The sequence below is a fragment of the Streptomyces sp. NPDC060194 genome (genome assembly GCF_042728285.1).
In the GTDB taxonomy this organism is placed as follows: domain Bacteria; phylum Actinomycetota; class Actinomycetes; order Streptomycetales; family Streptomycetaceae; genus Streptomyces.
This window is the reverse complement of sequence record NZ_JBHWZH010000074.1, coordinates 1-23,655: the sequence shown is the minus strand read 5'-3', so window position 1 is coordinate 23,655 and position 23,655 is coordinate 1. Positions and strand designations below refer to the sequence as shown.

Sequence of the window (23,655 nt, the reverse complement as noted above, 5' to 3'; positions counted from 1 at the left end):
CGCACCCGCGCCGGACCGGCCCGGCCGATACCCCGCGCATTACCGCGCCGCACCTCCGACGTGCGGACCTACACATTGCGAGCAAGGAAAATGAAGAAGATCACCGCAACGCTCACCGCCCTCGTGGCACTCACGGTCGCGGGCTGCGGCACGGACGACTCGTCCTCGGACGCCGCCAGGACCGACGACAAGGCCGGGGCCGAGAACAAGGACTCGACGGCCTACCCGTTCACGCTCGACAACTGCGGCACCGAGGTCGCGTACGAGTCCGCGCCGCAGAAGGTCGTCACCCTGAACCAGACCGCCGCGGAGATCCTCATCCGGCTGGGCGTCGGCGACCGGATCGCCGGCACGGGCTACCGGATCGAGGAGGTGCCGGCCGACATCGCCGGGACGTACGCGAAGATCCCGCAGCTGTCGGCGAAGGGGGACACGGTCAAGCACGAGAAGCTGCTCGAAGCCCAACCGGACCTCGTCTACAGCTCGTTCGCGAGCTTCCTCACCAAGGAGGAGGCCGGTGACCGCAAGGAACTGCACAAGCTCGGGGTGCCGACCTACCTGACCGAGTTCGACTGCACCTACCACGAGGCCGTGGCGGACGCCGACTTCGACCTGCTGTTCGAGGAGTACCGGCGCCTCGGCAGGATCATGGGCGTCCCCGAGGCCGGGGACAAGCTGGCGGACGAGCAGAAGGCCGTCGTCGACAAGGCCGTCGCCGAGGCCGGTAAGCCGGACGAGCCGCTGAAGGCGATGTGGTTCTACTCCACCTTCGAGGGCACTCCCTGGGCCGCCGGTCCCGGCGGGCTTCCGCAGCACATCTCGGAGCTGGTGGGTATCGAGAACATCTACGACGACGCCAAGTCCAAATGGGCCGAAGTCAGTTGGGACGAGACCGCCGCGCGCAACCCCGACGTCATCATCCTCGCCGACCTCACCCGCGGCGAGCCCAACGACACCGCGAAGGAGAAGATCGCGCTGCTGAAGAAGGACCCCCTCACCCGCAACCTCGACGCGGTGAAGAACAACCGGTTCGTCACCCTCCCCGGCTCCCACATGGACCCCGGCTACGGCAGCGCGTCCGCGGTGCCCGCGCTGGTCGACGGACTGAAGAAGCTCGGCTGAACCCCCCACCCATGTCGACGATTTCACACAAGGACGCCGCGCGCACAGGCAACCCGACCACCGACGGTGGGAAGGTTCCGGTGCGCCGGCGGCGCGCCTCCACGGCGGCGCTCCTCGCATCGGCCGTCTGCGCGCTCCTGGCGTCGGTCGTCACCGCGACCCTGTTCGGCAGCGCCGACATCCAGCCGCTGGACGTCGTCTCGACCATCCTCCGGCACACGGGCCTGGAATCCCTCGCCCCCTCACCACCGCTGCCGGGCCTCCTCGACGCCCTGATCTGGGAGTCCCGCTTCCCCCGCGTCCTGCTGGCCGCCGGGGTCGGCGCCGCGCTCGCGGTCTCCGGCGCGGTCCTGCAGGCGGTGACCAGGAACCCCCTGGCCGACCCCTACCTCCTCGGAGTCTCCTCCGGCGCCTCCACGGGCGCCGTGGCCGTACTCCTGCTGGGCATCGGCGGAAGCATCTCGCTGTCGACCGGAGCGTTCGCCGGGGGCCTGGTCTCCTTCGCCCTCCTGCTGCTCCTGCTCGGCGGAGGCCGGGTGTCCAGTCCGTCCCGCGTGGTGCTGACCGGCGTCCTGGTGTCCCAGTTCTTCGCCGCGCTCACCTCGGTCGTCCTCATGGTCAGCGGCGACGCCAACTCCACCCGCGGCTTCACCTACTGGCTGCTCGGCACCCTCGCGGGCGCCCGGTGGGAGGGGGTCGCGTTCACCGTCGTGGTCATCCTGCTCGGAGTGGTCGCCGTGCTGTTCCTCGCGCCGGCCCTCGACGCCTTCACCTTCGGCTGGGACTCCGCCGAAGCCCTGGGGATCAACGTCACCGCGGCCCGCGTCCGGCTGATGGTGCTGACCTCCGTCATGACGGCGGCCGCTGTGGCCGCCTCGGGTGCGATCGGCTTCATCGGGCTGCTCGTCCCGCACGCCGTGCGCATCCTGGCCGGTCCCGCGCACCGCTCCCTGCTCCCGCTGTCCGCGCTCGTGGGAGCGGTCTTCCTGATCTGGGTGGACGTCTTCGCACGGTCGGCGTTCTCCCCCCACGAACTCCCCGCCGGAGTCATCACCGCGCTGCTGGGCGCGCCCGCCTTCGCGCTCGTCCTGAAGCGTCTGGAGTCCTAGATGGGCCGTATCACCACCACCGGACTGTCCTGGTCGGTCAAGGGCCACCTGCTCCTCGACGGCATCGACCTGGCCGCCGAGGACGGCGGGGTCGTCGGCCTCCTGGGCCCCAACGGCTCGGGGAAGTCGACGCTGCTCCGCCTGCTCGCGGGCCTGCGCCGGCCCGACACCGGAACGGTCCGCCTCGACGACACCCCCCTGCACGACCTCGGCCGCCGGGTGCGGGCCCGGCGGCTCGCCGTCGTCGAACAGGACGTCACCGCCCACCACCACGTCACCGTCCGCCAGGTCGTCGAGCTCGGCCGCACCCCGTTCCGCGGCCGCTTCGACGCGCTGACCGCGTCCGACCGCCGGATCGTCGACGCGGCGCTGCAGCGGACCGACATCACCGCCAAGCAGCACCAGAGCTGGCACACCCTCTCCGGAGGGGAGAGGCAGCGCACCCAACTCGCCCGCGCCCTGGCCCAGGAGCCGAAGGAAATCCTGCTCGACGAACCCACCAACCACCTCGACATCCGCCACCAGCTCGAACTCCTCGACCTGCTGGCCTCATTGGACGTCACCTGTGTCGTCGCCCTGCACGACCTCAACCTGGCCGCCCGGTACTGCGACCACGTCGTCGTCCTGGACCACGGGCAGGTCGCCGCGGCGGGCGCCCCGGAGGCCGTGCTGACCACGGATCTCATCGAGGCCGTCTACGGCGTCGAGGTGATCGTCGACCGCGAGCCCGCCGCGGACACCCTCCGGGTGACCTACGTCGCCGCGTCCCCACGAGCAGCGACACGGAGCCGCGACGCGCCCGGCGCGCGTTGAAGGGGCATACCCGCAGGACGTACCGAGCGCCGAGCCGCGCATCTCGGGCGTGACCAAGCCGTTCGCGCCGACCCGCCGGAGGCGATGTTCCACGCCCACCGCTCCCGGTGACTGTCCCGGCTACTCCGCCACGACGAGGCGGCGGGCGTGCTGTCGGCCATGGGCCGCAGGGAGGAGTGCCTCCACGAGCTCGACCGCGTCCTCACGGACCCGGCGCCTGCGGAACTCCGCACGTATTCGTGGGCGTTCTCGCTCCGCGCGTGGGCCCTCCACGCGCTGGGACGCAACGGTGAGGCGGCGGCCTGCCTCGACCGCGCGGTCCGGGAGGTGGCGGTTCCCGCTCCCGAAGTCTTCGCCCGCAGGGGTGTGCACTGGGAGGCCGGAGACCTCCAGCAGGCCGAGCGGTGCTTCGAACGGGCGATCGCCGACCGCGCCGACTACTCCTGGGGCCTGCTCGGTCACGGTGTGACGCTGGCGTACTCCGGCCGGCCCGACAACGCGGTCGTCTCGTTCACCCGCGCGTTCGCGATCCAGACGGGCGTCGCGGCGCCTGCCGCCGAGCAGACCCTGGCCCGGCCGCTCGCCGAACTGCTCACCACGCACCTGCCCACCCATCGGGACGCCATCACGGCAGGGGTCCGGTTGGCCGCCCTCCTGTGCTGGAGCAGCAGTGGCCCCACCTGGCGCCCCAGGTCGCCCCCGTGCTCGCCCACCGGCCGAGCCCCCGTCTTCTCGCTGACGCCCTGCGGCTCCTGCGCGCCGTCTCCTTGCACCTCGACTCGGCTCCGGAGACCGCAGACCGTCAGCGCGTCGAGTGGACCCTCCGCATGGTGAGGCCGCCACTGGCCGTCCTCGACCACCTGCCGGGCAGTCGTCCCCTCTCCGCCCATGGAGAGGACGACCCGGCGGTACGTGACGCCCGACGCGGGCGGTGACGCGGGTCTCCGCGAACAACCCCCGGCGCGGAGCGGGTGCAGCCGGTCGGGCAGTGCGGTCACGGCTTTGCCGTGGGGGTGTGCGTCGGGTCCGGAAGGCGACACCCGGCGGGGCTGTGCTACTCGGCCGGCAGACGGAGCATCGGTTCGAAGGCCGCGTCCTCCTCACCTTCGACCGAGGGGAGGAAGCCGTCCGGGACGGTGCGGGCGGCTGTGGTGAGGAGGCGGGTCAGGACCTGGGGTTCGGTGGCCGGGGGGAGGCGGAGGGCTGCGAGGAGGCGGTCCCGGACCTCGGGGTGGTCCGGGTTGTCCTCCAGATAGTCGGCGTTGAGCAAGGGGGGGACGGAAGCCGGCCAGGGCGTCGTGCCAGCTGGGGAGGACGATGGCCAGGGTCAGGGCTTCGGCGAGGGACTCCGCGATGAGGGAGGCGTGGCCCTCGGAGTCGGTGTAGAGGACGGGGCGGGCGCGGTCGGAGCCGGCCGGGCCGCAGAGGTAGTGGGTGCCTCCCGCGTTGCAGCCGGCCACGGGCTCCACCGGGAGACCGGCCGGCAGGGCGATCGACTCGATGGGGTCGGTCCGCGTGAGGTCGAACTCGCCGTCGCAGGCGAGGTACGCCTTGACCTCGGGGTCGGTGGCGATCCGGCGGAGCAGGGCCTCGTCGGAGAGGGCGGCCGGGTTCAGGCCGCGGGCGGCTTCGGGGGTCAGGGGATGACCCGCGAGGACATGGCGGACGGTGTCGAGGGGGACGGGCCGCCCGTAGTCCTCCTCGAAGTGCGCCTGGACGGCCTCGGGGGAGCGGTCGGTGAGGAGGTGGAAGAGGTGCCCGGAGCCGTCCGGGTCCGGGCTGCCCGAGGGGAACTCGATGCCCGAGCCGGTGCGCCAGGCGCTGCCGCCGGTCTCCCACCACAGGCAGGCGGTGACCCGCGGGGCGCCGAGGCCCTCGTCGACGAAGGCCGGGTCGTCCAGGAGCGGGCGCAGCGCGGCGGGCACCTCGTCGAGGACACCGGGCCAGACCTGTTCGTCGTCCGTGCCGTACGGGCTCATCTCCGACTCGTGGTCGAAGCCGCGGACGAGCGCACCGGCCGGGGTGAAGAGGACGGAGTAGTCGTCGCCCGAGCCGTTGTCCATCAGGGCCGCCTCCGTCCCAGGACCCCAGGTGGTGGAAAAGGAGTATCGGGAGAATCGCGGGTCGCGGCAGATCGCCTGGTCCAGCACGGCCAGCGCGCGCAGGTGCGCGCGGAGTGCGGCGGGGTCCGGGAGGAGGGCGGCGGTCGTGTGCACGGTGTCCATGGGCTCATGCAAGCAGGCGGCACTGACATCCAGGACGGGCGGTCAGGTCACATCCTTCGAACGTGCCATCGGAGAGTTGGCCACTCGGGCAGGACCTGGACACCGCCGAAATGACCCGAGAGGCCGATCGGGGCGCTCCGGGCCGGGAAACGCGTCACCTCAGCGTGCGAGCTCACCGGTCTCGCGGCCCGCTTCGGCCGCGATCCAGTTCTGCCAGACGTGGACGGTGTTGGGCACGTCGGGGCGATCGAGCAGCCGGAGGACGTAGCCGGCATGTCGCCGTGCCCACGGGTTGTCGGACCGGGCGGCGGTCTCCAGCCTGCCGCGCAGATCCTCGCTGTCAACGGCTCGGGCCACGCGCAGGTACTCGCGGTCCTTGCAGCGGTAGGGCCGCTGCACGACGATCTCGACCAGGTCGGTGAGCTTCGCCCTCACCGCCTCGTCGTGGTCGGCGACCGCCACGTTCCGTAGGAGGCTCTCCTTCGTGCCCCACTTCTTGGCGTGCCGGGTCCATGCCTGGGGATACCTTGCCTCCCACTCCAGGAAGAGGAGGGCGTAGGGCAGACCGGCCCATGCCCTTATGTCCCCGTACGGGCGGTTCCACAGCGCGTCCGGCAGCAGGTGCGTTGCGGCCTCGACGTACCTTTCGTGGGCCTGCCGGAAGGCGGCGTCCTGCCGCTGCTCGTGGCCGCCGAGCAACGACGTCGAGCGCCACGACTCGTTGAACCGGTTCAGAGCATCCAGCACGTTCCTCCGGGCGTCGGCAAGGCGCACCAGCGCCGCAGCCCGTTCGGCGGGATCATCGGCTATCAGCCCGAACGCCCAGCCCAACCGGGCGTCCCACGCACGGGCTTCGTCGACGCGGGTGCCCGCGTCCGCTTCTTTCGTCACGCCGCAGATCATCCCCGGTCACCACGTCGAGGTGCATCGATCCCTGTCCTCAGGATCCAGGTCGCGCTGGGAGGACTGGGACGAAGGCTACGAGACGGTGTACCGCGTCTTCGAAGCGCGTGCCCGGGCAGCCTCGTGATCACGGGGAGGCCCGTGCGTGCGATCGCGGGGATCCGGGAGCCGTGGCGGTGTCCTGCGCGCGGCGTCAACGCGCCTCGGCGCGCGAAGCCGCACCGGGCGGGTCGGATGCGCTCCCACGCGTCTTCAAGGTCCGCAGGAGCTCGACGTAGACGCCGTTGAGACGAGCGCCCTTGTCCAGGTAGGCCGCCCCCACCGTCGTGCCGTCCCGGTGGAAGGCGACGAGCACCCCCTGGGCCGGCCGGTCCGGATCGCCGCGGACGACCTCCGTGGAATCCGCCCCAGGCCGACACCTGGGCGCGCCCGTTCCCCGTGTGGTTCCGGCGGCCCGGCTGCCGCCGCCGTACTGGATCAGGATGTCCCCGCGTCGGTCAGACCTTGACCAGGGTCATGGTGATCGGTCCGTCCACGTCCGGTTGCAGGTACACCTCCTCCGAACTGACCGTCCAGAGCAGGACGTCGCCCATGTCGTCGGACTCCAGGTACACGAAGTTCGAGGGGGTGGCGTCCCAGGTGCCGCTGACGTCGCCGAGGGGGGCGGTGTCCCCGTCCGTCTCCACGTCGGCACGGGAGAGGCCGGCGGCGGTGAACCGGCCGCCCACGTCCAGGCGGATCTCCGCACCCGCGTCGTCGTTCCGGTACACCCCGGGCAGCTTGCCCGGATCGACATGGACCGGGCCCATCCCTGTGCATCCCGACACGAGAAGGGTCATCAGTGCGACGAGCAGAGCGACGAAGCCGCTCCTTGCCGCCGTCCCTCGTGCCGTCTTCGTGTCGACCTGTGTGTCCACGCACTTCTCCCCCCGGAACGGGCAGTGGGATGACCACCGCACACCCCATTTGAACACGTTCAACAATGCGGTGCGCAAGTGACCCCTGGTACGGCTTCGCGTCGCGTACCGGTCTCTCCACCTGACACGTCAGGACCCGGACCGGTGCACCGTCTCCCCGGCCACCACGACGATGTCGGCGACCGTCCCCGGGATGTCCTCGGGGGCGATCCGCAGGATGTCCCGGGAGAGGACGACGAAGTCCGCGGCCTTGCCGACCGACAGGGAACCCCGCTCGTCCTCGAGGAAGTTGGCGTACGCGGACCCCATCGTGTAGGCGCGGACGGCGGTGGCGACGTCCACCGTCTCCTCGGGCATCCAGGCCTCGCCGCCGGCGAGGGGGCGGCGGGTGACGGCGGTGTAGATGCCGATCATGGGGTCCATCTCGGCGACGTTCCAGTCGCTGGAGAAGGCCAGCGTCGCACCGGCCGTCGCGAGCGAGCGCATCGGCCACGCCTTGTGCCAGCGGCCCTCCCCGACGTTCTCCGCCCAGTCCCGGCCCGGCCCGGCGATCTCCGGTGCGCAGTGGCGGGGCTGCATGCAGGCGACGACGCCGAGCTCGGCGAAGCGCGGCGCGTCGGCCGGGTCGAGGCACTCGACGTGGACGACCTGGTGGCGGGCGTCGCGCGGGCCGTTGACCGAGCGGGCCTGTTCGACGGCGTCCAGGACGGTCCGGATGCCGCGGTCGCCGGTGGCGTGCACGAAGCACTGGAAGCCGCGGGCGTCCAGCGCGGTCAGCAGCTCGGCGAACTCCTCGGGCGGGTAGAACGTCTCGCCCCGGTGCCCCCCGCATCCCGTCGCGTAGGGCTCCAGGAGGGCTGCCGTGCGAGGCTCCACCACGTCGTCGATGTAGAGCTTGAGCGGGCCGACCCGTATCCGGTCGCCGTCGTGCGCGCGGGCCGCGGCGGCGAAGTCGTCAAGCTCGGCGTCCGAGGTTCCCCGGGGGTGGAACAGGGCGGCCACCAGCCGCGAGTGCAGCCGCCCTTCCGCCTTCGCCCGTTCGTACAGGGCCAGGTCGTCCAGGGAGTTCTGCGGCTCCACGACGGTGGTGATGCCGAAGCGGACGGCGTCGTCGAGTGACTTCACCAAGCGCCCGTACTGCCGCTCGGGCGAGGCCCAGGGCACGCCGAGCTCGCGCAGGGCGCGGTGTCCGTCCCGTGAGAGGCCGCGCACCGCGAAGTCCCGGACGAAGCCGGTGGGGGCGCCCGTCACCGGGTCGGTCTGCGCCCTGCCGAAGGGGAGGTCCGTGCGGTCGGGGCGCACGTCGAGCCGTTCCAGCGCCTTGGAGTTGAGCCAGGCGGTGTGCACGTCGTAGCTGAGCACGATCGCTGGAACGTCGCCGGTGACGGGGTCGAGGTCGGCAGCGGTCGGCATCCGGCCGTCGGGCAGGGCGGAGTAGTCGAACGCCTCCGCCTCGACCCAGGCGGCGTCCGGGTGGCGTTCGAGCCAGGCCGCGATCCGTGCGTGGATCTCCCGCAGGCTTCCCGCGCCCGCGAGCTGGACACAGGCGTCGTCCGAGCCGAGTCGGACGTGGTTGTGGGCGTCGATGAAGCCGGGCAGGGCGAGTCGCCCGCCCGCCTCCAGGACCCGGGTGCCGGGGCCGGTCCACCGGTCGGCTTCCGCGTCGGCACCGAGCCAGACGATCCGTCCGTCGCGGACGGCGAGAGCCTCGGCGGCGGGGTGTGCCGGATCGACGGTGTGGATGCGCGCACCGCGCAGGACGAGGTCCGCCGGAGCGGGTGTGTGGGGGGTCGGAGCTGCCGAGGGCATGGTGTTCCTTCGTGTGCGGGACGTGCGGGGCGTGCCGGCGGCGCGCGGCGGCCGGGGGTCAGCGCACGCCGGGGGAGTACGGGCGTGCGCTCCGGCGGCCGATGACCGCGTAGACGGTCGCCGCGACGACGGCGCCGAGCGCGCTGAGGTCCGTACCGCCGAGCGGTGCGACCAGGGGCCCGCGCCACAGGGCGCTGTCGCAGGTGAGGGCCGCGAAGACCGTTCCGGCCAGCAGGGCGGCGATCCCGGGCGGGTTGAAGCCGCCGCGGTACCAGTAGCGGCTCGCGTGCCCGGTGTGCAGGGCGTCGGCGTCGTAGCGGCAGCGGCGCAGGACCATGTCGGTGAGGAAGACGCCGGCCCATGGCGCGAACACGATGACCAGCAGCGACAGGAAGGAGAGGAGGGACTCGGTGAAGTCGACGAGGAAGAGGGCCGCCGCGGACCCGGTCGCCGTCACGGCCGCGCTGATGGAGATGGCCTTCACCCTCGACCAGGGGATGCCCAGGACCTGCAGGTTCAGGCTCGACGAGTAGAGGGTGACGATGGAGTTCGTGACGGAGCCGCCGAGCACGAGGGCGAGGAACAGGGGCTGGAACCAGCCCGGCAGCAGTCCCTGCGTCCCGGCCACCGCGTCGGTGAGGTCGGCCTGGGTCGCGGCCGCGGCCCCCGCGACCCCGAGCGCCACCGACGGGACGAGGCCGCCGAGCGCACCGTTCCAGGTGAGCGAGCGCAGGGTGGTCGTCGTCGGCAGGTAGCGCGTGTAGTCGGCGGGCATGGGCACGTAGCTGATGGGTCCGGCGAGCACGACGACGAACGCGAGCGACCAGGCGGCGGCGTCCGGCGGTACGGTGGCCGCGCCCGTGTCCGTGCCCGGCAGCAGGAACAGCAGCACGGCCGCGAACCCGACGGTGAGGATGGACGCCATCCAGCGCTCGGCCCAGTGCACCGTGGCGTGCCCCCAGAGCGCGACGGCGAAGGTCAGGGCCAGCGTGACCGCGAGACCGACGGCCTTCGCGGCCGCGCCGTGCCAGCCCGTCTCCGCGAGCACGGCCTGCACGGCGAGCACGCCGACCACCGTGTTCACGATCGTGTAGCCGATGCTGACGACCCAGTTCAGCAGCCCGGCCGGCCAGTTGCCGCGCATGCCGAAGGCGGCGCGGGAGACCACCAGGGTCGCCGTCCCCGTCCGCACCCCGCTCATGCCCGCCGCGCTGATCGCGAAGAACGTCAGCCCGCCCAGCACGACCACCAGCACCGCCTGCCAGAAGGACAGGCCGAACGAGACGGCGAGTGCGCCGTTGATGACGTACGTGAACGTCAGGTTCGACCCGAACCACAGCCAGAACAGATCCCGTGCCCCGCCGTGCCGTCCGGACTCCGGTACGGGGTCGATGCCGTGCTCCTCGACGTGAAACACCCTGTCGCGAGCCGCCGCGGTCGCGGGGAGATCCCCGGGATGCGTATCGGTCGTGTCCGTCGTCGCACGTCGTGCCGCCATGGCGCCGCCCCTCGTTGCCACCGAACTGGTTTGAATGGCGTTCAAAAATATTGAACGCCATTCAAGATGGACGCGCGCCCCGCCCGCGTCAAGGGGCAACGGTGAAGTCGCTCCGCACCGACCCGGCTAAGCTCGCTCCCGAACCGGGCGGCCGTCGGCGGTGGGATCGGACAGGTGAGGAGGGCAACGGATGGCGGCAGAACAGCGGCGTCCGGGCAACGACCTGCGCACGCGCACGCTCGAGGAGGCCACGGCCGTCATCGCCGAGCACGGCCTCGCCTCCCTGACGATGGCCTCCCTGGCGAAGCGGCTCGGAACCAGCGGCGGGCACCTGCTGTACTACTTCCGCTCCAAGGACCTGCTCCTCGTCGAGGCGCTGCGCTACAGCGAGGCCGCGCTCACCGAGGAACGGGCCGCGCTGCTCACCCGCCGGGTCAGGCCCGCACGCCGGGTCGAACTCTTCGTGGACCTGTACCTCCCCGCCGGGCCTCGCGATCCGCGGTGGATGCTCTGGATCGAGCTGTGGGCGCGCGCCGGCACGAACGCCGAACTACGCTCTGCACAAGAGGAGTTGGACCGAGGCTGGCAGCGTGATCTGGAAGCCGTGATCGCCAGGGGAGTGGACCTGGGCGCCTTCGCCGTCGACGACGTGGCCGGACGGTCCGCCCAGCTCCTGGCCCTGCTGGACGGCCTGAGCACCCGCGTCGTGCTCAGCCAGTCGGGCACGGAGCGGGCGCAGGCGACGGCCCTCGCGCACTCGGCGGCCGCTGCCCTGATCCCGCGATCGGCTGATGCCGGAGAAGGAAGACCATGACCACGGCAGAGCAGTGGATCGAGCGGCTGCGCCTGGAGGAGCACCCCGAGGGCGGCTACTTCCGCCGGACGTTCCAGGCCGACCACCGCGCCCCCGTCTCCACCCCGGCCGGCCCGCGGTACACGCTGACCTCCATCCACTACCTGCTGACCCGTCGCTCGCCGATCGGCCACTGGCACCTCAACCGCTCGGACATCCTCCACTTCCACCACCACGGCGCCCCGATCACCTACCACCTCCTGCTCCCCGACGGCAGCCACCGCACCGCCGTCCTGGGCCAGGACCCCGACCAGGGCCAGCTCCTCACCGTCGCCGTGCCCGGAGGCGTCTGGAAGGCGTCCCACCTCACCCACGGGGACCACGGCCTGATCAGCGAAGCCGTCGCGCCCGGATTCGACTACGCCGACATGACACTCGCCCGCGCCGGGGACCTGGCACGGCTCTTCCCGCAGCACGCGGAGCTGGTCCGGCGCTACTGCCGCCCCTCCGGCCTTGGCTGAGGCGGAGAACCTCCAGCTCACTGCACCTGCCGTGTCCTCTGACGACGGCGGGTTCGAACAGCGGGCAACGGTGGCGGACGTGGGCGATCGCGCACGGGCGGGCGTCAGCCGGTCGTCAGTGGCGCTCCGGCAGGTCGCGCTCGGCGGGGAGCGGGGCGCGGTCAGGGGTGCCGGAGGGCGCCGCGGAGCGCGCGGTCGAGGCGGGCGCGCGCTTCTTGCCGCAGAACGCGGCCTCCAGGGTGCCGCCGAGGGCGGTGTTCGCGGCGCCGCGGTTGGAGGTGTTGGCCATGGCGGCGAGGCTGCGACGGCCGTCGCGGGTGGAGAAGGCGTAGGTGTAGTAGCCCTGGACGGTGCCGGTGTGGCCGTACACCCGGGTGCCGCAGGACAGGTCGTACCGTCGCAGGCCGAGGCCGTAGAACCGGGTCCTGGCCGGGTCCGTCGGGGTGACCGTGGTCATCGCGTCCAGCATCGCCGGCGACAGCAGCCGGCCGCGCATCAGGGCGCTGGTGAAGGTGTTGAGTTCGGCAGGGCTGGAGATGACGGCCCCCGCCGACTGCGCCCAGGACAGCGTCTGCTCGGTGGAGTCCACGAGCCGCGCACCGGCCTCGTCGGGATGCAGGTAGCCGCGCACGTGGGTGCCCTTGATGCGGGTGTTGGGGTGGACGTACGCGGTGTTGTGCAGCCCCAGCGGCTTGATGATGCGCCGCTGGTAGGCCTCGGCGACCGGGCGTCCCGTCAGCTTCTCGATCAGCATGCCGACGACGACGAAGTTGGCGTTGGAGTACTGGTAGGAGACGCCGGGCTCGGTGGTCCGCGGCTCGGCGAGGGAGAGGTCGACCAGCTCCTGATAGCTGAAGACCCGGTTGCGTACGGCTTCGAAGCCCGGCACGGTCTGCTCGAACATGGCGTTGGTGTAGTCGGCCAGGCCGCTGCGGTGAGTGAGGAGGTGACGGACCGTGATCCGGTTGTCGGGCAGCAGCCGCGGGAGGTAGGTGTTGACGGGCGCGTCCAGCTTCAGCCGTCGCTCCTCGACCAGTTGGAGCAGCACGACGCTGGAGAACGTCTTGGTGACGCTGCCGATCCGGAAGCGTGCGCGCGTGTCCATGGCCGCGCCGGACTTCCGGTCGCGGATGCCCACGGTTCTCGCCTCGACCCCGCCCGGGCCGGAGTAGCGGGCCATCGCCCCCGGCGCCCCTTCGGCCATCGCGGCCTTGAGTGCGGCGGCGACGCCGGCCATGTCGGGGGCCGTCGTCCGGGTATCGACTGGCGCCGCCGAAGCGATGGTGAGGGGGGCGAGACCACCGGCGAGCGCGGCGATCAGGGTGGCGCAGACGGTCAGACGTCGGCGTGACGACAGAGGCACGGTCATCCTCGGCTCTTCCTCGGCTGGATCGGTGATGCCACGACGGGTCTACCACCGGCATCGAGGAAGGGAAGTCCTGGGCGGCCCGGATGGTTCCCCGACACGGGGGTACAACATCCGAACGGACCAATTGCGCGCTTGTGTAGAGCTCGGTGAGTGGTCGTCAGCCGATGTCGCGGCGGGGGACCCCCTGTCTCCTGGCCTCTGAGCCGTCCCGTCCGCGAAGGGCCTGGCGACGGCGGCCCCCGCGAGGACCCGCCGACCGCGGGACGGCCGCCGCGCCGGAGTCAACCCGGCGAACCTCGCGGGCCTCGCGGGAAGGGGCTCCGCCGCTGACACCGGGCATCCGCCTCGACCACGGAGGCGTCCGGGACGACGCGTAGGCCGAGACCCCCGCTCCCGCCCGACCCGCCCCGATCCGCGGATCAGGGCGAGGGCCGACCCCGGTTCCCCCGCGTCCACTCCAGCACGCGGTCAGCCGGCCACGTGTTCACCACCCGCTCCGCGGGCACCCCGCACTCCTCCGCCCGCGCGCATCCGATGACCTGCCAGTCCAGCTGCCCCGGGGCGTGCGCGTCGGTGTCCACGGCGAACAGGGTGCCGGCGGCGACGGCCTCCCGCAGCAGCCGGCGCGGCGGATCGAGCCGCTCCGGCCGACTGTTGATCTCCACCGCGGTGCCCGCCGCCGCGCACGCCTCGAAGACCGCGCCGGCGTCGAAGCGTGACTCGGGCCTGCCGCGCCCGGTGACCAGCCGCCCGGTGCAGTGCCCGAGCACGTCGGCGCGCGGGTCGGAGACGGCGGTGACCATGCGCCGTGTCATCGCGGCCTCGTCCATGCGGAGCTTGGAGTGGACCGACACGACCACGAGGTCGAGTGCGTCGAGCAGTTCCGGTTCCTGGTCGAGCGAGCCGTCGTCGAGGATGTCGCACTCGATGCCGGTGAGCAGGCGGAACGGCGCCCAGCGCGCGTTGAGGTCGGCGACCACCGCCAGCTGTTCGCGCAGCCGGTCCGCGGAGAGGCCGCGCGCGACGGTCAGCCGGGGTGAGTGATCGGTGAGGACGGCCCACTCGTGCCCGAGGTCCCGGGCGGCACGTCCCATCTCCTCGATCGGGCTGCCGCCGTCGGACCAGTCCGAGTGCAGGTGGCAGTCGCCGCGCAGCAGCGCCCGCAGCTCCGCACCCCGCTCACCCTCGACGAGCGGTTCCTCCGCCAGAACTTCGAGCCGGGCGAGGTACGCCGGCGTCCCACCGGCCAGCGCCTCCCGCACCACCCCCGCCGACTTCGGCCCGATGCCCTTCAGGGACTCCAGAGAGCCGTCGGCGTCCCGCCGCATCAGCTCGTCGTCGCTCAGCCCGCCGATCACCGCGGCGGCGTTCCGGAAGGCACGCACGCGATAGGTCGGCGCGCCGGAACGCTCCAGCAGGAACGCGATACGGTCCAACGCCGCCACGGGCTCCATCGGCACCTCCGCCACGGTGGGGTGGTCCGACCAGCTTCCCCCATCGACGGCCCGGGGGCACGGCGAGCGACGGACCGCCATCGTGCACCCTTTCCGGGCCCGCCCCCTCCAGCGGAGCCCGGGACCCGCCCGAACGCCGCTGGAACGACCGAGCGGGGGTAGGAGGCTCGGATGTCATGGTCAGGAGAAGTGCTGTCAGAGGCCACGGTGCGGGACGCCATCGGATGGCTCGCCCACGTGGTCGAAGCCGCCGGTGCCCTCGTCATCTTCACGGGAGCCGTCTGGGCCTTCGCCCGCTTCGCGTCGAGCGCGCTCCGCAGGGGTTCCTTCATCAAGCAGTTCAACAGGATCCGGCTCAGCCTCGGCCGCTTCCTCGTCCTGGGGCTGGAGTTCCAACTCGCAGCGGACGTCCTGCGCACCGCGATCGCCCCCACCTTCACCGAGATCGGCCAGTTGGCAGCCGTCGCCGCCATCCGGACCGTCCTCAACTTCTTCCTCACCCGGGAGATCGCCCAGGAACGCGCGGAGATCGAGCACGACCGGACTGCACCGAAGCCGGACTCCCTCGCCCTCTAGGACCGTCGTTCACCGATGGTCGCCGATCGTCAGGCCAGGCGTTGAAGAGCGTTCCGCCCAGCGTGGTGATGCCGTAGGAGCGGATGTGACGCCACTCCTGTCGGCGTCCGGACGGCCCGGCAGGCCGCGCGGGGAGAACGCGGGTCGGCAGGGGGACGTTTCCTTGCGGCGGTGACTGCACGGCGGCTCCGCGGTGCCCGGCGGGACCGGGCCGCTCGGCCGGAGGGGACGCCGGAGCGCCCCGGTCGCCAGCACCGTAGGGGCGGTCCCACCGGGCAACGGTATGGGGCGGCGCACCACCAATCCGTCCGGCACGGCGTGCGCGCGCACCCCGCCGTGCCATCACCTCTCGTCTGCCAACCGGTCGGCTGCGCCACCGGGCGGCCGGGACGATCGGCGGCGGGTGATCCCGTCATCGTCACCGCCGAATGACGCGACCTCCTCCTCCCCCCGGGCCGTGCGCCGCGTGACGGACCGTCGAGAATCACCTCCGAGCGGCCGCCGTCGGCGGGGGCCACGAGCGAAAGGACGGTCGGCGATGGTCGCGTACGTCGTCATCCCTGGCATCGACGGTTCGGACGACCGGCATTGGCAGAGCCTGTGGGAGGAGCGGTGGGGGCCCTCGGCGGTCCGGATCGCGCCCGCCTCGTGGGGCAGGCCGGATGTGGGGGACTGGGTGGCCGCTGTCCAGGCCGCCTACGAGATCGCTTCGCGGCGAGACGACCGGGTGGCGCTGGTGGCGCACAGCCTGGGCTGCTGGGCGGCCGCGGCCTGGCTGGAGCAGGTGCGGCCGGCGGCGGTGTCTGCGTTCCTGGTCGCGCCCCCCGATCCCCGGGGACCGGTGTTCCCGTCCGCGCCCGCGCCGACGTTCCTGGATGTGGCGGCCCGCCCCCTGCCGTGCCCGGCCCAGGTGGTGGCAAGCGACGACGACCCCTACTGCACCCCCGAGGCGTCCGCGTCCTTCGCGCGGGCGTGGCAGGCGCCCGTCCGGCTCCTCGCGGGTCACGGCCACATCAACTCCGACAGCGGCCTCGCCGACTGGCCGGCGGGCCGGGAGCTCCTGCGCGAACTCGTCGACCGCTGAGCCGACGCGTGTGTCGCACCCCGGCGACCGGAGCACGCCCAACAGGACGTCAGGGGCGGGGCGCCGTACTCCGGTGCGCCGGGTGCGGAACGGGTCCGGTCGGTGTCAGTGCAGCGGCTGCGTCCCGATGACCGACAGCAGCCGCAGCCGCTCGTAGCTCTCGCTGCCGGGCGCGGCCGTGTAGACGAGCAGGCTGTGGGACTGGTCCGGGTCCAGCAGCCGCTGGCAGTCGAGTTCCAGTACGCCGACCTCGGGGTGGACGAAACGCTTGGCTTCATGGGGACGGAGACCGATCTCCTGCCGGTCCCAGAGCCGGCGGAACTCCTCACTCTTGTCGAGGAGCAGTTCGACGCAGTGCGCGGCCCGGGAGCCGGGGCCCCGGAGGGTGGCCAGCTCCCGCAGGCCGGAGACGAACAGTCGGGAGAGGAAGGCGTGGTCCTCGGTCGCGTACCGCTTCCGGGTGTCGGGGTCGGTGAACCACCGGTAGCCGGTGCTGCGGGCGAGGCCGGTGTGCCGGGTCGTGTCGCCGGTCAGAGCGACGCCGAGCGGGGTCTGCCGCAGCGTCTCACCGAGCTCGGTGACGATCTCGGCGGGGGTGTCGTCCAGCCGGTCCAGGATGCGGAGGAGGCCGGGACTGATGTGTTCGCCGGTGGTGCCCCGGACGGGTGGCGTGTGGCCCGAGAGGCGGAAGAGGTGGTCGCGCTCGTCCAGGGAGAGGTGGAGGCCCTGCGCCATCGAGGCGACCATCTGCTCGGACGGGCGCGGGCCGCGTTCCCGTTCCAGCCGTGCGTAGTAGTCGGTCGACATGTGGCACAGCACGGCGACCTCCTCGCGGCGCAGCCCGCTGGTCCTGCGCCGCTGCCCGCGCGGAAGGCCGACGTCCTCCGGTTGCAGCTGTTCCCGGCGGCGCCGCAGGAACGCGGCGAGGCCGGGCCGGTCGATCTCCATGTCTCCTCCGCCTCCTCTCGCGGCACCGCTCGGTTCGTGAGCCGCTCGGGCCCTCTCGGCGTCGGGGCCCTGCTCCCTTTCTAGCGCCCGGAGCCGCCCGCAGCCACGGATCGTCGATCCCCCCTACGCCCTGACGGCTCCCGGCCCGCCCCCCCCCACGGCGGCCCGCCGTGCCGGGCCCTGGCCTCGCCTTGCGTAAAGGTGGATCGGGAGGCCCTGGATACGCCCGGGCGCGGGCGTCACCGTGGAGGCAACCCGATCCCACAGGAGTGATTCCCATGGCACGCAAGCCCGTCGACATGCCCGTTCCCGACCTCTCCGGCAAGCGCGCCGTCGTCACCGGAGCCAGCGACGGCATCGGCCTCGGGATCGCGGCCTGGCTCGCCGCGGCGGGAGCCGAGGTGGTGCTGCCGGTACGGAACCCGCGCAAGGGAGAGGCCGCGGTCGCCGAGATCCGGCGGCAGGCACCCGGTGCGCAGGTGTCGCTGCGCACGCTCGACCTGTCCTCGCTCGACTCCGTCGCCGCACTCGGCGACTCGCTCGTCGACGAGGGCCGGCCGATCCACTTCCTGGTCAACAACGCGGGCGTCATGACCCCGCCCGACCGGCAGACGACCGCCGACGGCTTCGAGCTGCAGTTCGGCACCAACCACCTCGGGCACGTCGCCCTGGTCCTCCGGCTGCTGCCCCTCCTGCGGGCCGGGCAGGCCCGGGTGACCTCGCAGCTCAGCATCTCCGCCAACCGCAACTCGATCAACTGGGACGACCTGAACTGGGAGCGCTCGTACGACGGCATGAAGGCCTACAGCCAGTCGAAGATCGCCCTCGGGCTCTTCGGCCTGGAACTCGACCGGCGCAGCAAGGCCGGGGGCTGGGGCATCACCAGCAACCTCTCCCACCCGGGCGTGGCCCCGACGAGCCTCCTCGCCGCCCGGCCGGAGATCGGCCGCGCCAAGGACACCTTGGGCGTACGGATGATCCGCTTCCTGTCCGCCCGGGGCATTCTGGCCGGCACCGTGGAGAGCGCGAAGTTCCCCGCCCTGTACGCGGCGACCTCGCCCGCCGCTCGCGGCGCTGCCCTCTACGGGCCGAGCGGGCCCGGCGGCATCAGCGGCCCGCCCGCCGAGCAGAAGCTCTTCAGCCGGCTGTCCGACCCCGACGAGGCCCGGCGGGTGTGGGAGGTCTCGCAGGCACTGACGGGTGTCGCCGATCAGCTGCCCGGCAGGTGAGCCCCCGTCCGCCGTGCGGGAGCCGGTGAACCAGGGGAGCAGCGGGGAGGCGTGGATCACCGGCTGGGGGCCGGGCCTGTCTCAGAAGGGGCGTCGACCCGCTCGCCGCGTCGTCGGCCCGCGCGGTAGCCAGGGCCGGGACCCGGGAGGCGGACCGCCGGAGGGCCGCGGGTCCGAGCGGAACGCGAGCGGCGCAGAAGAGTCCGGGACATCGTCCTGGTCGCCGGCCGCGACCCCCACCGGCACAAGGGCATCGAGGACCTCACCCGGCCCCACTCGCGACGGGACAAGGACGGTGGCTGCGACCGGTAGTCCGGCCGCCCCCACCGTTCTCCCCTTCTCGACACCGACACCGACACCGACACCGGTCCGGGGCCGTCGCCATGCCCCGGACCGCCCCCCCGCGGCTGCCCCGCACCCGCACGGACGAATGAGGCTGACGAAGCGATGAGCCGCACCACACCCAGGCACGCACTCGTGGTCCGAGGAGGCTGGGAGGGACACCGACCGGTCGAGGCGACCGAGCTGTTCCTGCCCTTCCTGAGGGACAACGGCTTCGAGGTCCGCATCGAGAGCACCCCGAAGGTCTACGCCGACACCGCCTACATGAGCGGCGTCGACCTGGTCCTGCAGTGCGTCACCATGAGCGAGATCGCCCCCGAGGAGGTCGCCGGACTCAGGTCGGCGATCGGGGAGGGCACCGGGTTCGCCGGCTGGCACGGCGGCATCGCCGACTCCTACCGCAACAGCTCCGAGTACCTGCACCTGGTGGGCGGCCAGTTCGCCTGCCACCCCGGCAAGGCGCCCGGTGACCGGTGCGGCGACGGCACGGACTACTTCCTGCCGCACCGGATCGAGATGACGCCCGCGGCCGCCGACCACCCGGTCACCGCCGGGATCGGGGACTTCGAGCTGGAGACCGAGCAGTACTGGGTGCTCACCGACTCCTACTGCGACGTGCTGGCCACCACCACCCTGGCCGCCCGGGCCCTCGATCCGTGGGGCCGGCCGGTGACCTGCCCCGCCGTCTGGACGAGGGCCTGGGGCGAGGGGCGGATCTTCGTCTGCACCCCCGGTCACAGCCTCGACGTCCTGCGGGACGACACCGTCCGCACGCTCGTCGAGCGCGGCCTGCTGTGGGCGGCCCGGTGAGCGCCCGCACCGGCGTCGGCATCGTCGGCTGCGGCGCCATCTCCGGCCAGTACCTGGCGACGCTCGCGGCGTCGGACACGCTCGCGCTCGTGGCGGTGGCCGACCTCGACCCCGTACGCGCCCACGCCGTCGCGGACGCCCACCCGGGCGTGAAGGCCCTGACCGTTCCCCAGCTGCTCGCCCACGACGCCGTGAACGTCGTGCTCAGCCTGACGGTCCCGGCCGCGCACGCCGAGGTCGCGCTGCCGGCGATCGCCGCCGGGAAGGACGTCTACCTCGAGAAGCCGCTCGCGGCCACCACCGCGCAGGCCCGGGAGGTGCTGGCCGCCGCCCGCGCGCGCGGCGTCCGGGTCGGGTGCGCCCCCGACACGGTGCTCGGCACCGGCGTGCAGACGGCCCGCCGGGCGATCGACGACGGGCTCGTCGGCCGCCCGCTGTTCGCGACGGCCACGATGACGGTCCCGGGCCACGAACTCTGGCACCCCGACCCGGACTTCTACTACGTGCCCGGCGGCGGCCCGCTCCTCGACATGGGCCCCTATTACGTCACCTCCCTCGTCACTCTCCTCGGCCCCGTCCGCTCCGTCACGGGGACGGCCGGCCGGTCCCGTGACACCCGCGTCATCGCCTCCGGGCGGCGCGCGGGCGAGCGGATCTCCGTCACCACCGACACCCACGTGAGCGGTGTCCTGACCCACGCGTCGGGGGTCCTGACCACCCTCGTCATGAGCTTCGACGGGGTCGCCACCGCCGCGTCGCCCCTGGAGGTCCACGGCGAGAAGGGCTCCCTGATCGTCCCCGACCCCAACCGCTTCTCCGGCGACGTCAGGCTGTTCCGGCTCGGCGAGGAGGAGTGGGAGACGCTCCCCCCGTCCGCCGGGTACCGGGACGCGGGCCGCGGCCAGGGGCTCGCGGACATGGCGCGGACGCCCGCCGCACAGGAGCCGCGCGCGTCGGGAACGCTCGCCTACCACGTCCTCGACGTCATGGAGTCGCTGCTGGAGTCCGCGCGGACCGGTGCGTCCGTGCAGGTCACCAGCACCTGCGACCGGCCCGCGGCCGTCCCGCTCGGCTGACCACCTCTTCGCCGGCCGAGGTGGCAGCCTGTCATCACCGGTCAGCCGAAGGCCCTCGACGCCTTCGGCTGCGCCGGCTCGGCGGTCTCGGCCTCGTTCTCGCTGGTCATCGGAGCTTCTTCCGTGATGGTGAGTTGCACCTTTCGATCCAAGGTCACGCGTGGGGCACGACGACCGTCAAGACAGGACGTTGTCCTGGATCCATGTTCGGCCGTGGGTGAGGATGCCTTCGAGGGGCTCGGCCTCGGGGAACCATTTGCGTTCCCATTCCAGCGATGTCCATCCGGCGTAGCCGGTGTCGAGGAGCCCGGTCAGCGCGGCAGCGACGGGGAGGGTTCCGCACCCGAGGGCGACAGGAGTGCTGCCCGCGGTGACTTCGTCCTTGATCTGGACGTGGGCGAGATGCGGGCGAAGCACATCGACGGTCTCCTGCCACGGTTCCCGGCCGTGGACCGTGTGCGCGAGATCCCATATCGCCCGCACATGAGGACTGGCCGTCCTCTCCAGCACGTCTGCCACCTGCCGGCCCGTCGAGTGGGAGTCGTGGGTCTCCAGCCAGATCTGCACGCCAGCCGGGAGTTGCCCGGCCGCCGCGCGGAGCCTGGTCGCCAGGCGTTCGTCGCTTTCGTCCGGTTCGCCGCCGGGGAACACCCTCACTCCGGCGGCACCGATATCGCGTGCCAGCTCTGCCTCCGAGAGGATGGCCGTGATGACGTCCTCGTCTTCCAGGTGGCTCGCGCCCACGTGGACGTAGGAGTTGACGCCGACCGGTGTCACCTCGGGTCCGAGTTCTCGCCGGAACTTCGCCCGCGCGTGCGTGTCGAGGCCGGTGTGCAGTGGTTCGTCGAGGCTCGAGAGCAGTTCGAGTCCGGTCCAGCCGGTGCGCAGGGCCAGTTCGCGCACCTGCTGCGGGGGCATGCCGGGGACGCCGAGGGTGGAGAATGCGAGTCTCATGATTCCTTCTCGGGATCGGACGCCGGCCGTTCCTGCCGGGAGCGCGGGCGGCGGTGCGGTGCACCCGTGGCCGGGGGTGCACCGTACCGTTCCCCGCTGCGCTCGTCGCCGGGTGTCAGGCGCCGGACGCGGAGCGGGCGGGGTCAGTTGCCGCCGGGCCGGGCGGCGGCCTTCGTCCGGGTGACGAAGTCGCGGTACCACAGGGCGCTGTCCTTGGGCGTCCTGGTCGGGGTGGCGTAGTCGACGTGGACGATACCGAAACGCTTGCGGTAGCCCTCGCATCACTCGAAGTTGTCCATGAGGGACCAGGCGCAGTAGCCGCGGACGTCCGCACCGGCGGCCATGGCCTGGGCGACGGCGCCGAGATGGTCCTGGAGGAACCGGACGCGGTCGACGTCGTGGACGCCGCCGTCGGCAAGCCCGTCCCCCTGGACGGCTACCACCAGCTCGATCCGGCCCCGGTCTGGTTGATCACGGCCGCCTGGATCCTCGCCACCCCCGTCACCCACCTCACCCTCCTACGAGCCCACCTCCTGACCCCGCACCGCTTCAAGTGTCTGCTTGCTGTGCGCCGGCGCACCGGGGTCCGGCTGGTCCTCGTCTGTCACCACCGTGCCGTGCGGGTCTTCCTGGAACGTGAATTTCAGCAGGTGGAGCACACGGTCGCCGAGGCCTCCGCCCTGTTGCCCGAGGCCTCCGTCCTGTTGCCCGAGGCCTCCGTCCTGTTGCCCGAGGGCTTCGTCCTGCTGTCTGAGGCTGGTCCTGCTGCTCCTGCACGGCGGGTATCAGAGGCGCTGTGCCCGCTGGCGAATCGCTGGATTGGCCTGCCGGTCCTGACCACCTTTTTGGCCGATGATGACCCGGCTGGCGCCCCTGCCAGTGCGCCGTGCCGATGGCGGCCGAACGGGGCTTGTTCCGGCCGGTGATAGCTTCCCTCGCCGAGGCGGAGGTCGCCTGGCGGCTTCACCGGGCTACTGCGCACCCGTACCTGGCTGCCCGGCTCGCCACGGTGGTGTTCACCGCGGTCTGCACCACCCGGCTTGATACGGTCCACGTCCTCGATGTGGTCTTGGACGGCTCGGCTGTCACGCTGCACGACCATGGCTTCCGCCGGGGCTGCATGACCCACCCCGTCCCCGCGTGGGCCCGCCCCCTGCTGCGGGCCGCAGCCTTTGTCCGGGGGCTCGAGGCGGGCACCAGCGGTCCGCTCTTCACCGATCCGCTGGGAAGCACCGGCCTACCGCCGCTGGCCGCCTTCGCCGAGAGCTGCACGGTGCGCCCGCCTCGGCCACCACGCCCCGAACGTCGGCGCCGTAAAGGCACGACGCCGGCACCGAAACCGCACCAGGAGACGGTCTGGCCTGTGTGCACCGTCCACTACCGACCGCCCTGGGCCGCGCCTGAACCTGAGCGGATGTACGGCTGCCCGTACCCGCCTCCTCACACGCAGAGGACCATCGACAGGAGGAAGAAGGGATGGCTGCCCCCTGATCACGGTCTGCGCGAACTCCAGCCCCCGTACTGGCTGTTGGGGTTGTCCCTGTAGCCCGGGACGAGAGCAGGAGAAGCCGAACCCTGCGGCCCCTCTCGGGGTTCACCAGGGACTTGGCTGTTTCACCGATCGGCGATGCAGCGAGCCAGTGGCACAGTCCGTCAGTTCCAGAATCAATCCGAAGGAAAGAATGAAGCACCAGCTGGCCGAGGTAGGTTATCCGTGTGGCTGACGTTTCCGAGTACGAGAAGGCCATGCCCCGGGTTCAGGAACACGCGGCACGGTACGAGAAGGCCTTGGCGGAGATCCGCACGACGCATGCCGGCAAACCGGCACCGGAGGTGAGGAAAGCCCTCCTGGCCACTGGCGAGAGGCATGGCGTGCGCATCGCCAACGAGGTCGCGCAGGACGCGGCCGAACGCATCGCTGACGGCACGCTGTAGACGACCAGCCCCAAATGAAACCCCCGGGCGGGATCCCGGCAGCACACCCCCATCGGTGTCCCGTGGCCAGCCGCCCGCGGAGCGGGCTTGTCCTGGAGGCGAAGCCGGAAGGACCAGGTGGGGGAGCGAAGCGGACCCACCCAACAGGCCGAAGGCCTGGACCTCGTG

22 protein-coding genes and 1 pseudogene are annotated in these 23,655 nt (G+C 72.2%); 13 read left to right on the top strand and 10 right to left on the bottom strand.

The genetic code is table 11. The features are described from left to right. Positions 1-90 precede the first annotated feature (90 nt). The 4 genes from ACFWEG_RS17695 to ACFWEG_RS17680 all read left to right on the top strand — a co-directional run bounded on the left by ACFWEG_RS17695 (position 91) and on the right by ACFWEG_RS17680 (position 3,878). Positions 91-1,122, top strand: a complete 1,032-nt coding sequence (locus ACFWEG_RS17695; RefSeq protein WP_387215914.1) for an ABC transporter substrate-binding protein — start codon at positions 91-93, stop codon at positions 1,120-1,122. An 80-nt stretch (positions 1,123-1,202) separates the two neighbouring features. Continuing rightward, positions 1,203-2,231, top strand: a complete 1,029-nt coding sequence (locus ACFWEG_RS17690) for a FecCD family ABC transporter permease (RefSeq protein WP_387215931.1) — start codon at positions 1,203-1,205, stop codon at positions 2,229-2,231. Continuing rightward, positions 2,232-3,044 (top strand): ABC transporter ATP-binding protein, encoded by an 813-nt coding sequence (locus ACFWEG_RS17685; RefSeq protein WP_387215911.1) that lies wholly within the window; start codon positions 2,232-2,234, stop codon positions 3,042-3,044. A gap of 147 nt (positions 3,045-3,191) precedes the next feature. Continuing rightward, on the top strand, positions 3,192-3,878 hold the full coding sequence (locus ACFWEG_RS17680) for a tetratricopeptide repeat protein (protein WP_387215908.1): 687 nt from the start codon (positions 3,192-3,194) through the stop codon (positions 3,876-3,878). 266 nt (positions 3,879-4,144) lie between these two features. On the opposite strand, the gene ACFWEG_RS17675 is transcribed toward ACFWEG_RS17680, so the two are convergent. From ACFWEG_RS17675 to ACFWEG_RS17655, 5 genes are all read right to left on the bottom strand, one after another. After that, positions 4,145-5,269, bottom strand: coding sequence for a hypothetical protein (locus ACFWEG_RS17675; protein ID WP_387215905.1), 1,125 nt, complete (start codon positions 5,267-5,269; stop codon positions 4,145-4,147). Positions 5,270-5,428: 159 nt separating this feature from the next. Continuing rightward, positions 5,429-6,160, bottom strand: a complete 732-nt coding sequence (locus tag ACFWEG_RS17670) for a hypothetical protein (RefSeq protein WP_387215903.1) — start codon at positions 6,158-6,160, stop codon at positions 5,429-5,431. Positions 6,161-6,669: 509 nt separating this feature from the next. Continuing rightward, positions 6,670-6,981, bottom strand: a complete 312-nt coding sequence (locus ACFWEG_RS17665; RefSeq protein ID WP_387215900.1) for a hypothetical protein — start codon at positions 6,979-6,981, stop codon at positions 6,670-6,672. Positions 6,982-7,218: 237 nt separating this feature from the next. Then, a complete protein-coding gene (locus tag ACFWEG_RS17660) occupies positions 7,219-8,898 on the bottom strand; it encodes an amidohydrolase (RefSeq protein WP_387215897.1) in 1,680 nt (559 codons plus the stop codon). 58 nt (positions 8,899-8,956) lie between these two features. Further along, positions 8,957-10,315 (bottom strand): purine-cytosine permease family protein, encoded by a 1,359-nt coding sequence (locus ACFWEG_RS17655; RefSeq protein ID WP_387215894.1) that lies wholly within the window; start codon positions 10,313-10,315, stop codon positions 8,957-8,959. 271 nt (positions 10,316-10,586) lie between these two features. On the opposite strand from ACFWEG_RS17655, the gene ACFWEG_RS17650 reads away from it, so the two are divergent. Both ACFWEG_RS17650 and ACFWEG_RS17645 read left to right on the top strand, forming a co-directional pair. Next, a complete protein-coding gene (locus ACFWEG_RS17650; RefSeq protein WP_387215891.1) occupies positions 10,587-11,210 on the top strand; it encodes a TetR/AcrR family transcriptional regulator in 624 nt (207 codons plus the stop codon). Continuing rightward, positions 11,207-11,710, top strand: coding sequence for a cupin domain-containing protein (locus ACFWEG_RS17645; protein WP_387215888.1), 504 nt, complete (start codon positions 11,207-11,209; stop codon positions 11,708-11,710). The genes ACFWEG_RS17650 and ACFWEG_RS17645 overlap by 4 nt, the downstream gene beginning before the upstream one ends. Before the next feature lie 115 nt (positions 11,711-11,825). Here the strand turns inward: ACFWEG_RS17645 and ACFWEG_RS17640 are convergent, their stop codons facing one another. Together ACFWEG_RS17640 and ACFWEG_RS17635 are read right to left on the bottom strand one after the other, a co-directional pair. Further along, positions 11,826-13,079, bottom strand: a complete 1,254-nt coding sequence (locus ACFWEG_RS17640) for a serine hydrolase domain-containing protein (RefSeq protein ID WP_387215885.1) — start codon at positions 13,077-13,079, stop codon at positions 11,826-11,828. A gap of 419 nt (positions 13,080-13,498) precedes the next feature. Then, on the bottom strand, positions 13,499-14,533 hold the full coding sequence (locus tag ACFWEG_RS17635; protein WP_387215928.1) for a PHP domain-containing protein: 1,035 nt from the start codon (positions 14,531-14,533) through the stop codon (positions 13,499-13,501). 189 nt (positions 14,534-14,722) lie between these two features. Here ACFWEG_RS17635 and ACFWEG_RS17630 point away from each other — a divergent pair, with 189 nt between their 5' ends. Together ACFWEG_RS17630 and ACFWEG_RS17625 are read left to right on the top strand one after the other, a co-directional pair. Then, positions 14,723-15,109 carry a DUF1622 domain-containing protein gene (locus ACFWEG_RS17630; RefSeq protein WP_387215882.1) on the top strand — a complete coding sequence of 129 codons (387 nt, stop codon included), beginning with the start codon at positions 14,723-14,725 and terminating at the stop codon, positions 15,107-15,109. A gap of 538 nt (positions 15,110-15,647) precedes the next feature. Next, positions 15,648-16,193 (top strand): RBBP9/YdeN family alpha/beta hydrolase, encoded by a 546-nt coding sequence (locus ACFWEG_RS17625; protein ID WP_387215879.1) that lies wholly within the window; start codon positions 15,648-15,650, stop codon positions 16,191-16,193. Between the two features lie 105 nt (positions 16,194-16,298). Here ACFWEG_RS17625 and ACFWEG_RS17620 read toward each other — a convergent pair whose 3' ends face one another. Then, positions 16,299-17,141, bottom strand: a complete 843-nt coding sequence (locus ACFWEG_RS17620; protein WP_387215876.1) for a helix-turn-helix transcriptional regulator — start codon at positions 17,139-17,141, stop codon at positions 16,299-16,301. 278 nt (positions 17,142-17,419) lie between these two features. Between ACFWEG_RS17620 and ACFWEG_RS17615 the strand changes: the two genes are divergently transcribed. From ACFWEG_RS17615 to ACFWEG_RS17605, 3 genes are all read left to right on the top strand, one after another. Continuing rightward, entirely contained in the window at positions 17,420-18,370 is a 951-nt protein-coding gene (locus tag ACFWEG_RS17615; protein WP_387215873.1) for an SDR family oxidoreductase, read from the top strand. A gap of 447 nt (positions 18,371-18,817) precedes the next feature. Continuing rightward, positions 18,818-19,522, top strand: a complete 705-nt coding sequence (locus tag ACFWEG_RS17610; protein WP_387215871.1) for a ThuA domain-containing protein — start codon at positions 18,818-18,820, stop codon at positions 19,520-19,522. Then, the gene (locus ACFWEG_RS17605) at positions 19,519-20,598 is read left to right on the top strand and encodes a Gfo/Idh/MocA family protein (protein WP_387215868.1); all 1,080 of its coding nucleotides are present in this window, start codon (positions 19,519-19,521) and stop codon (positions 20,596-20,598) included. Before ACFWEG_RS17610 ends, ACFWEG_RS17605 begins: the two co-directional genes overlap by 4 nt. Positions 20,599-20,775: 177 nt before the next feature. On the opposite strand, the gene ACFWEG_RS17600 is transcribed toward ACFWEG_RS17605, so the two are convergent. Further along, positions 20,776-21,552, bottom strand: coding sequence for a sugar phosphate isomerase/epimerase family protein (locus tag ACFWEG_RS17600; protein WP_387215865.1), 777 nt, complete (start codon positions 21,550-21,552; stop codon positions 20,776-20,778). A 143-nt stretch (positions 21,553-21,695) separates the two neighbouring features. After that, positions 21,696-21,968, bottom strand: a pseudogene (locus ACFWEG_RS17595) (family 1 glycosylhydrolase); the annotation flags it as partial. Here ACFWEG_RS17595 and ACFWEG_RS17590 point away from each other — a divergent pair. Then, entirely contained in the window at positions 21,951-22,478 is a 528-nt protein-coding gene (locus ACFWEG_RS17590; protein WP_387215862.1) for a hypothetical protein, read from the top strand. The pseudogene ACFWEG_RS17595 and the gene ACFWEG_RS17590 sit on opposite strands and share 18 nt — an antisense overlap. A 790-nt stretch (positions 22,479-23,268) precedes the next feature. Then, complete coding sequence (locus ACFWEG_RS17585; RefSeq protein ID WP_387215859.1) at positions 23,269-23,487, top strand: hypothetical protein; 219 nt, start codon at positions 23,269-23,271, stop codon at positions 23,485-23,487. The last annotated feature ends 168 nt before the right edge of the window (positions 23,488-23,655 follow it).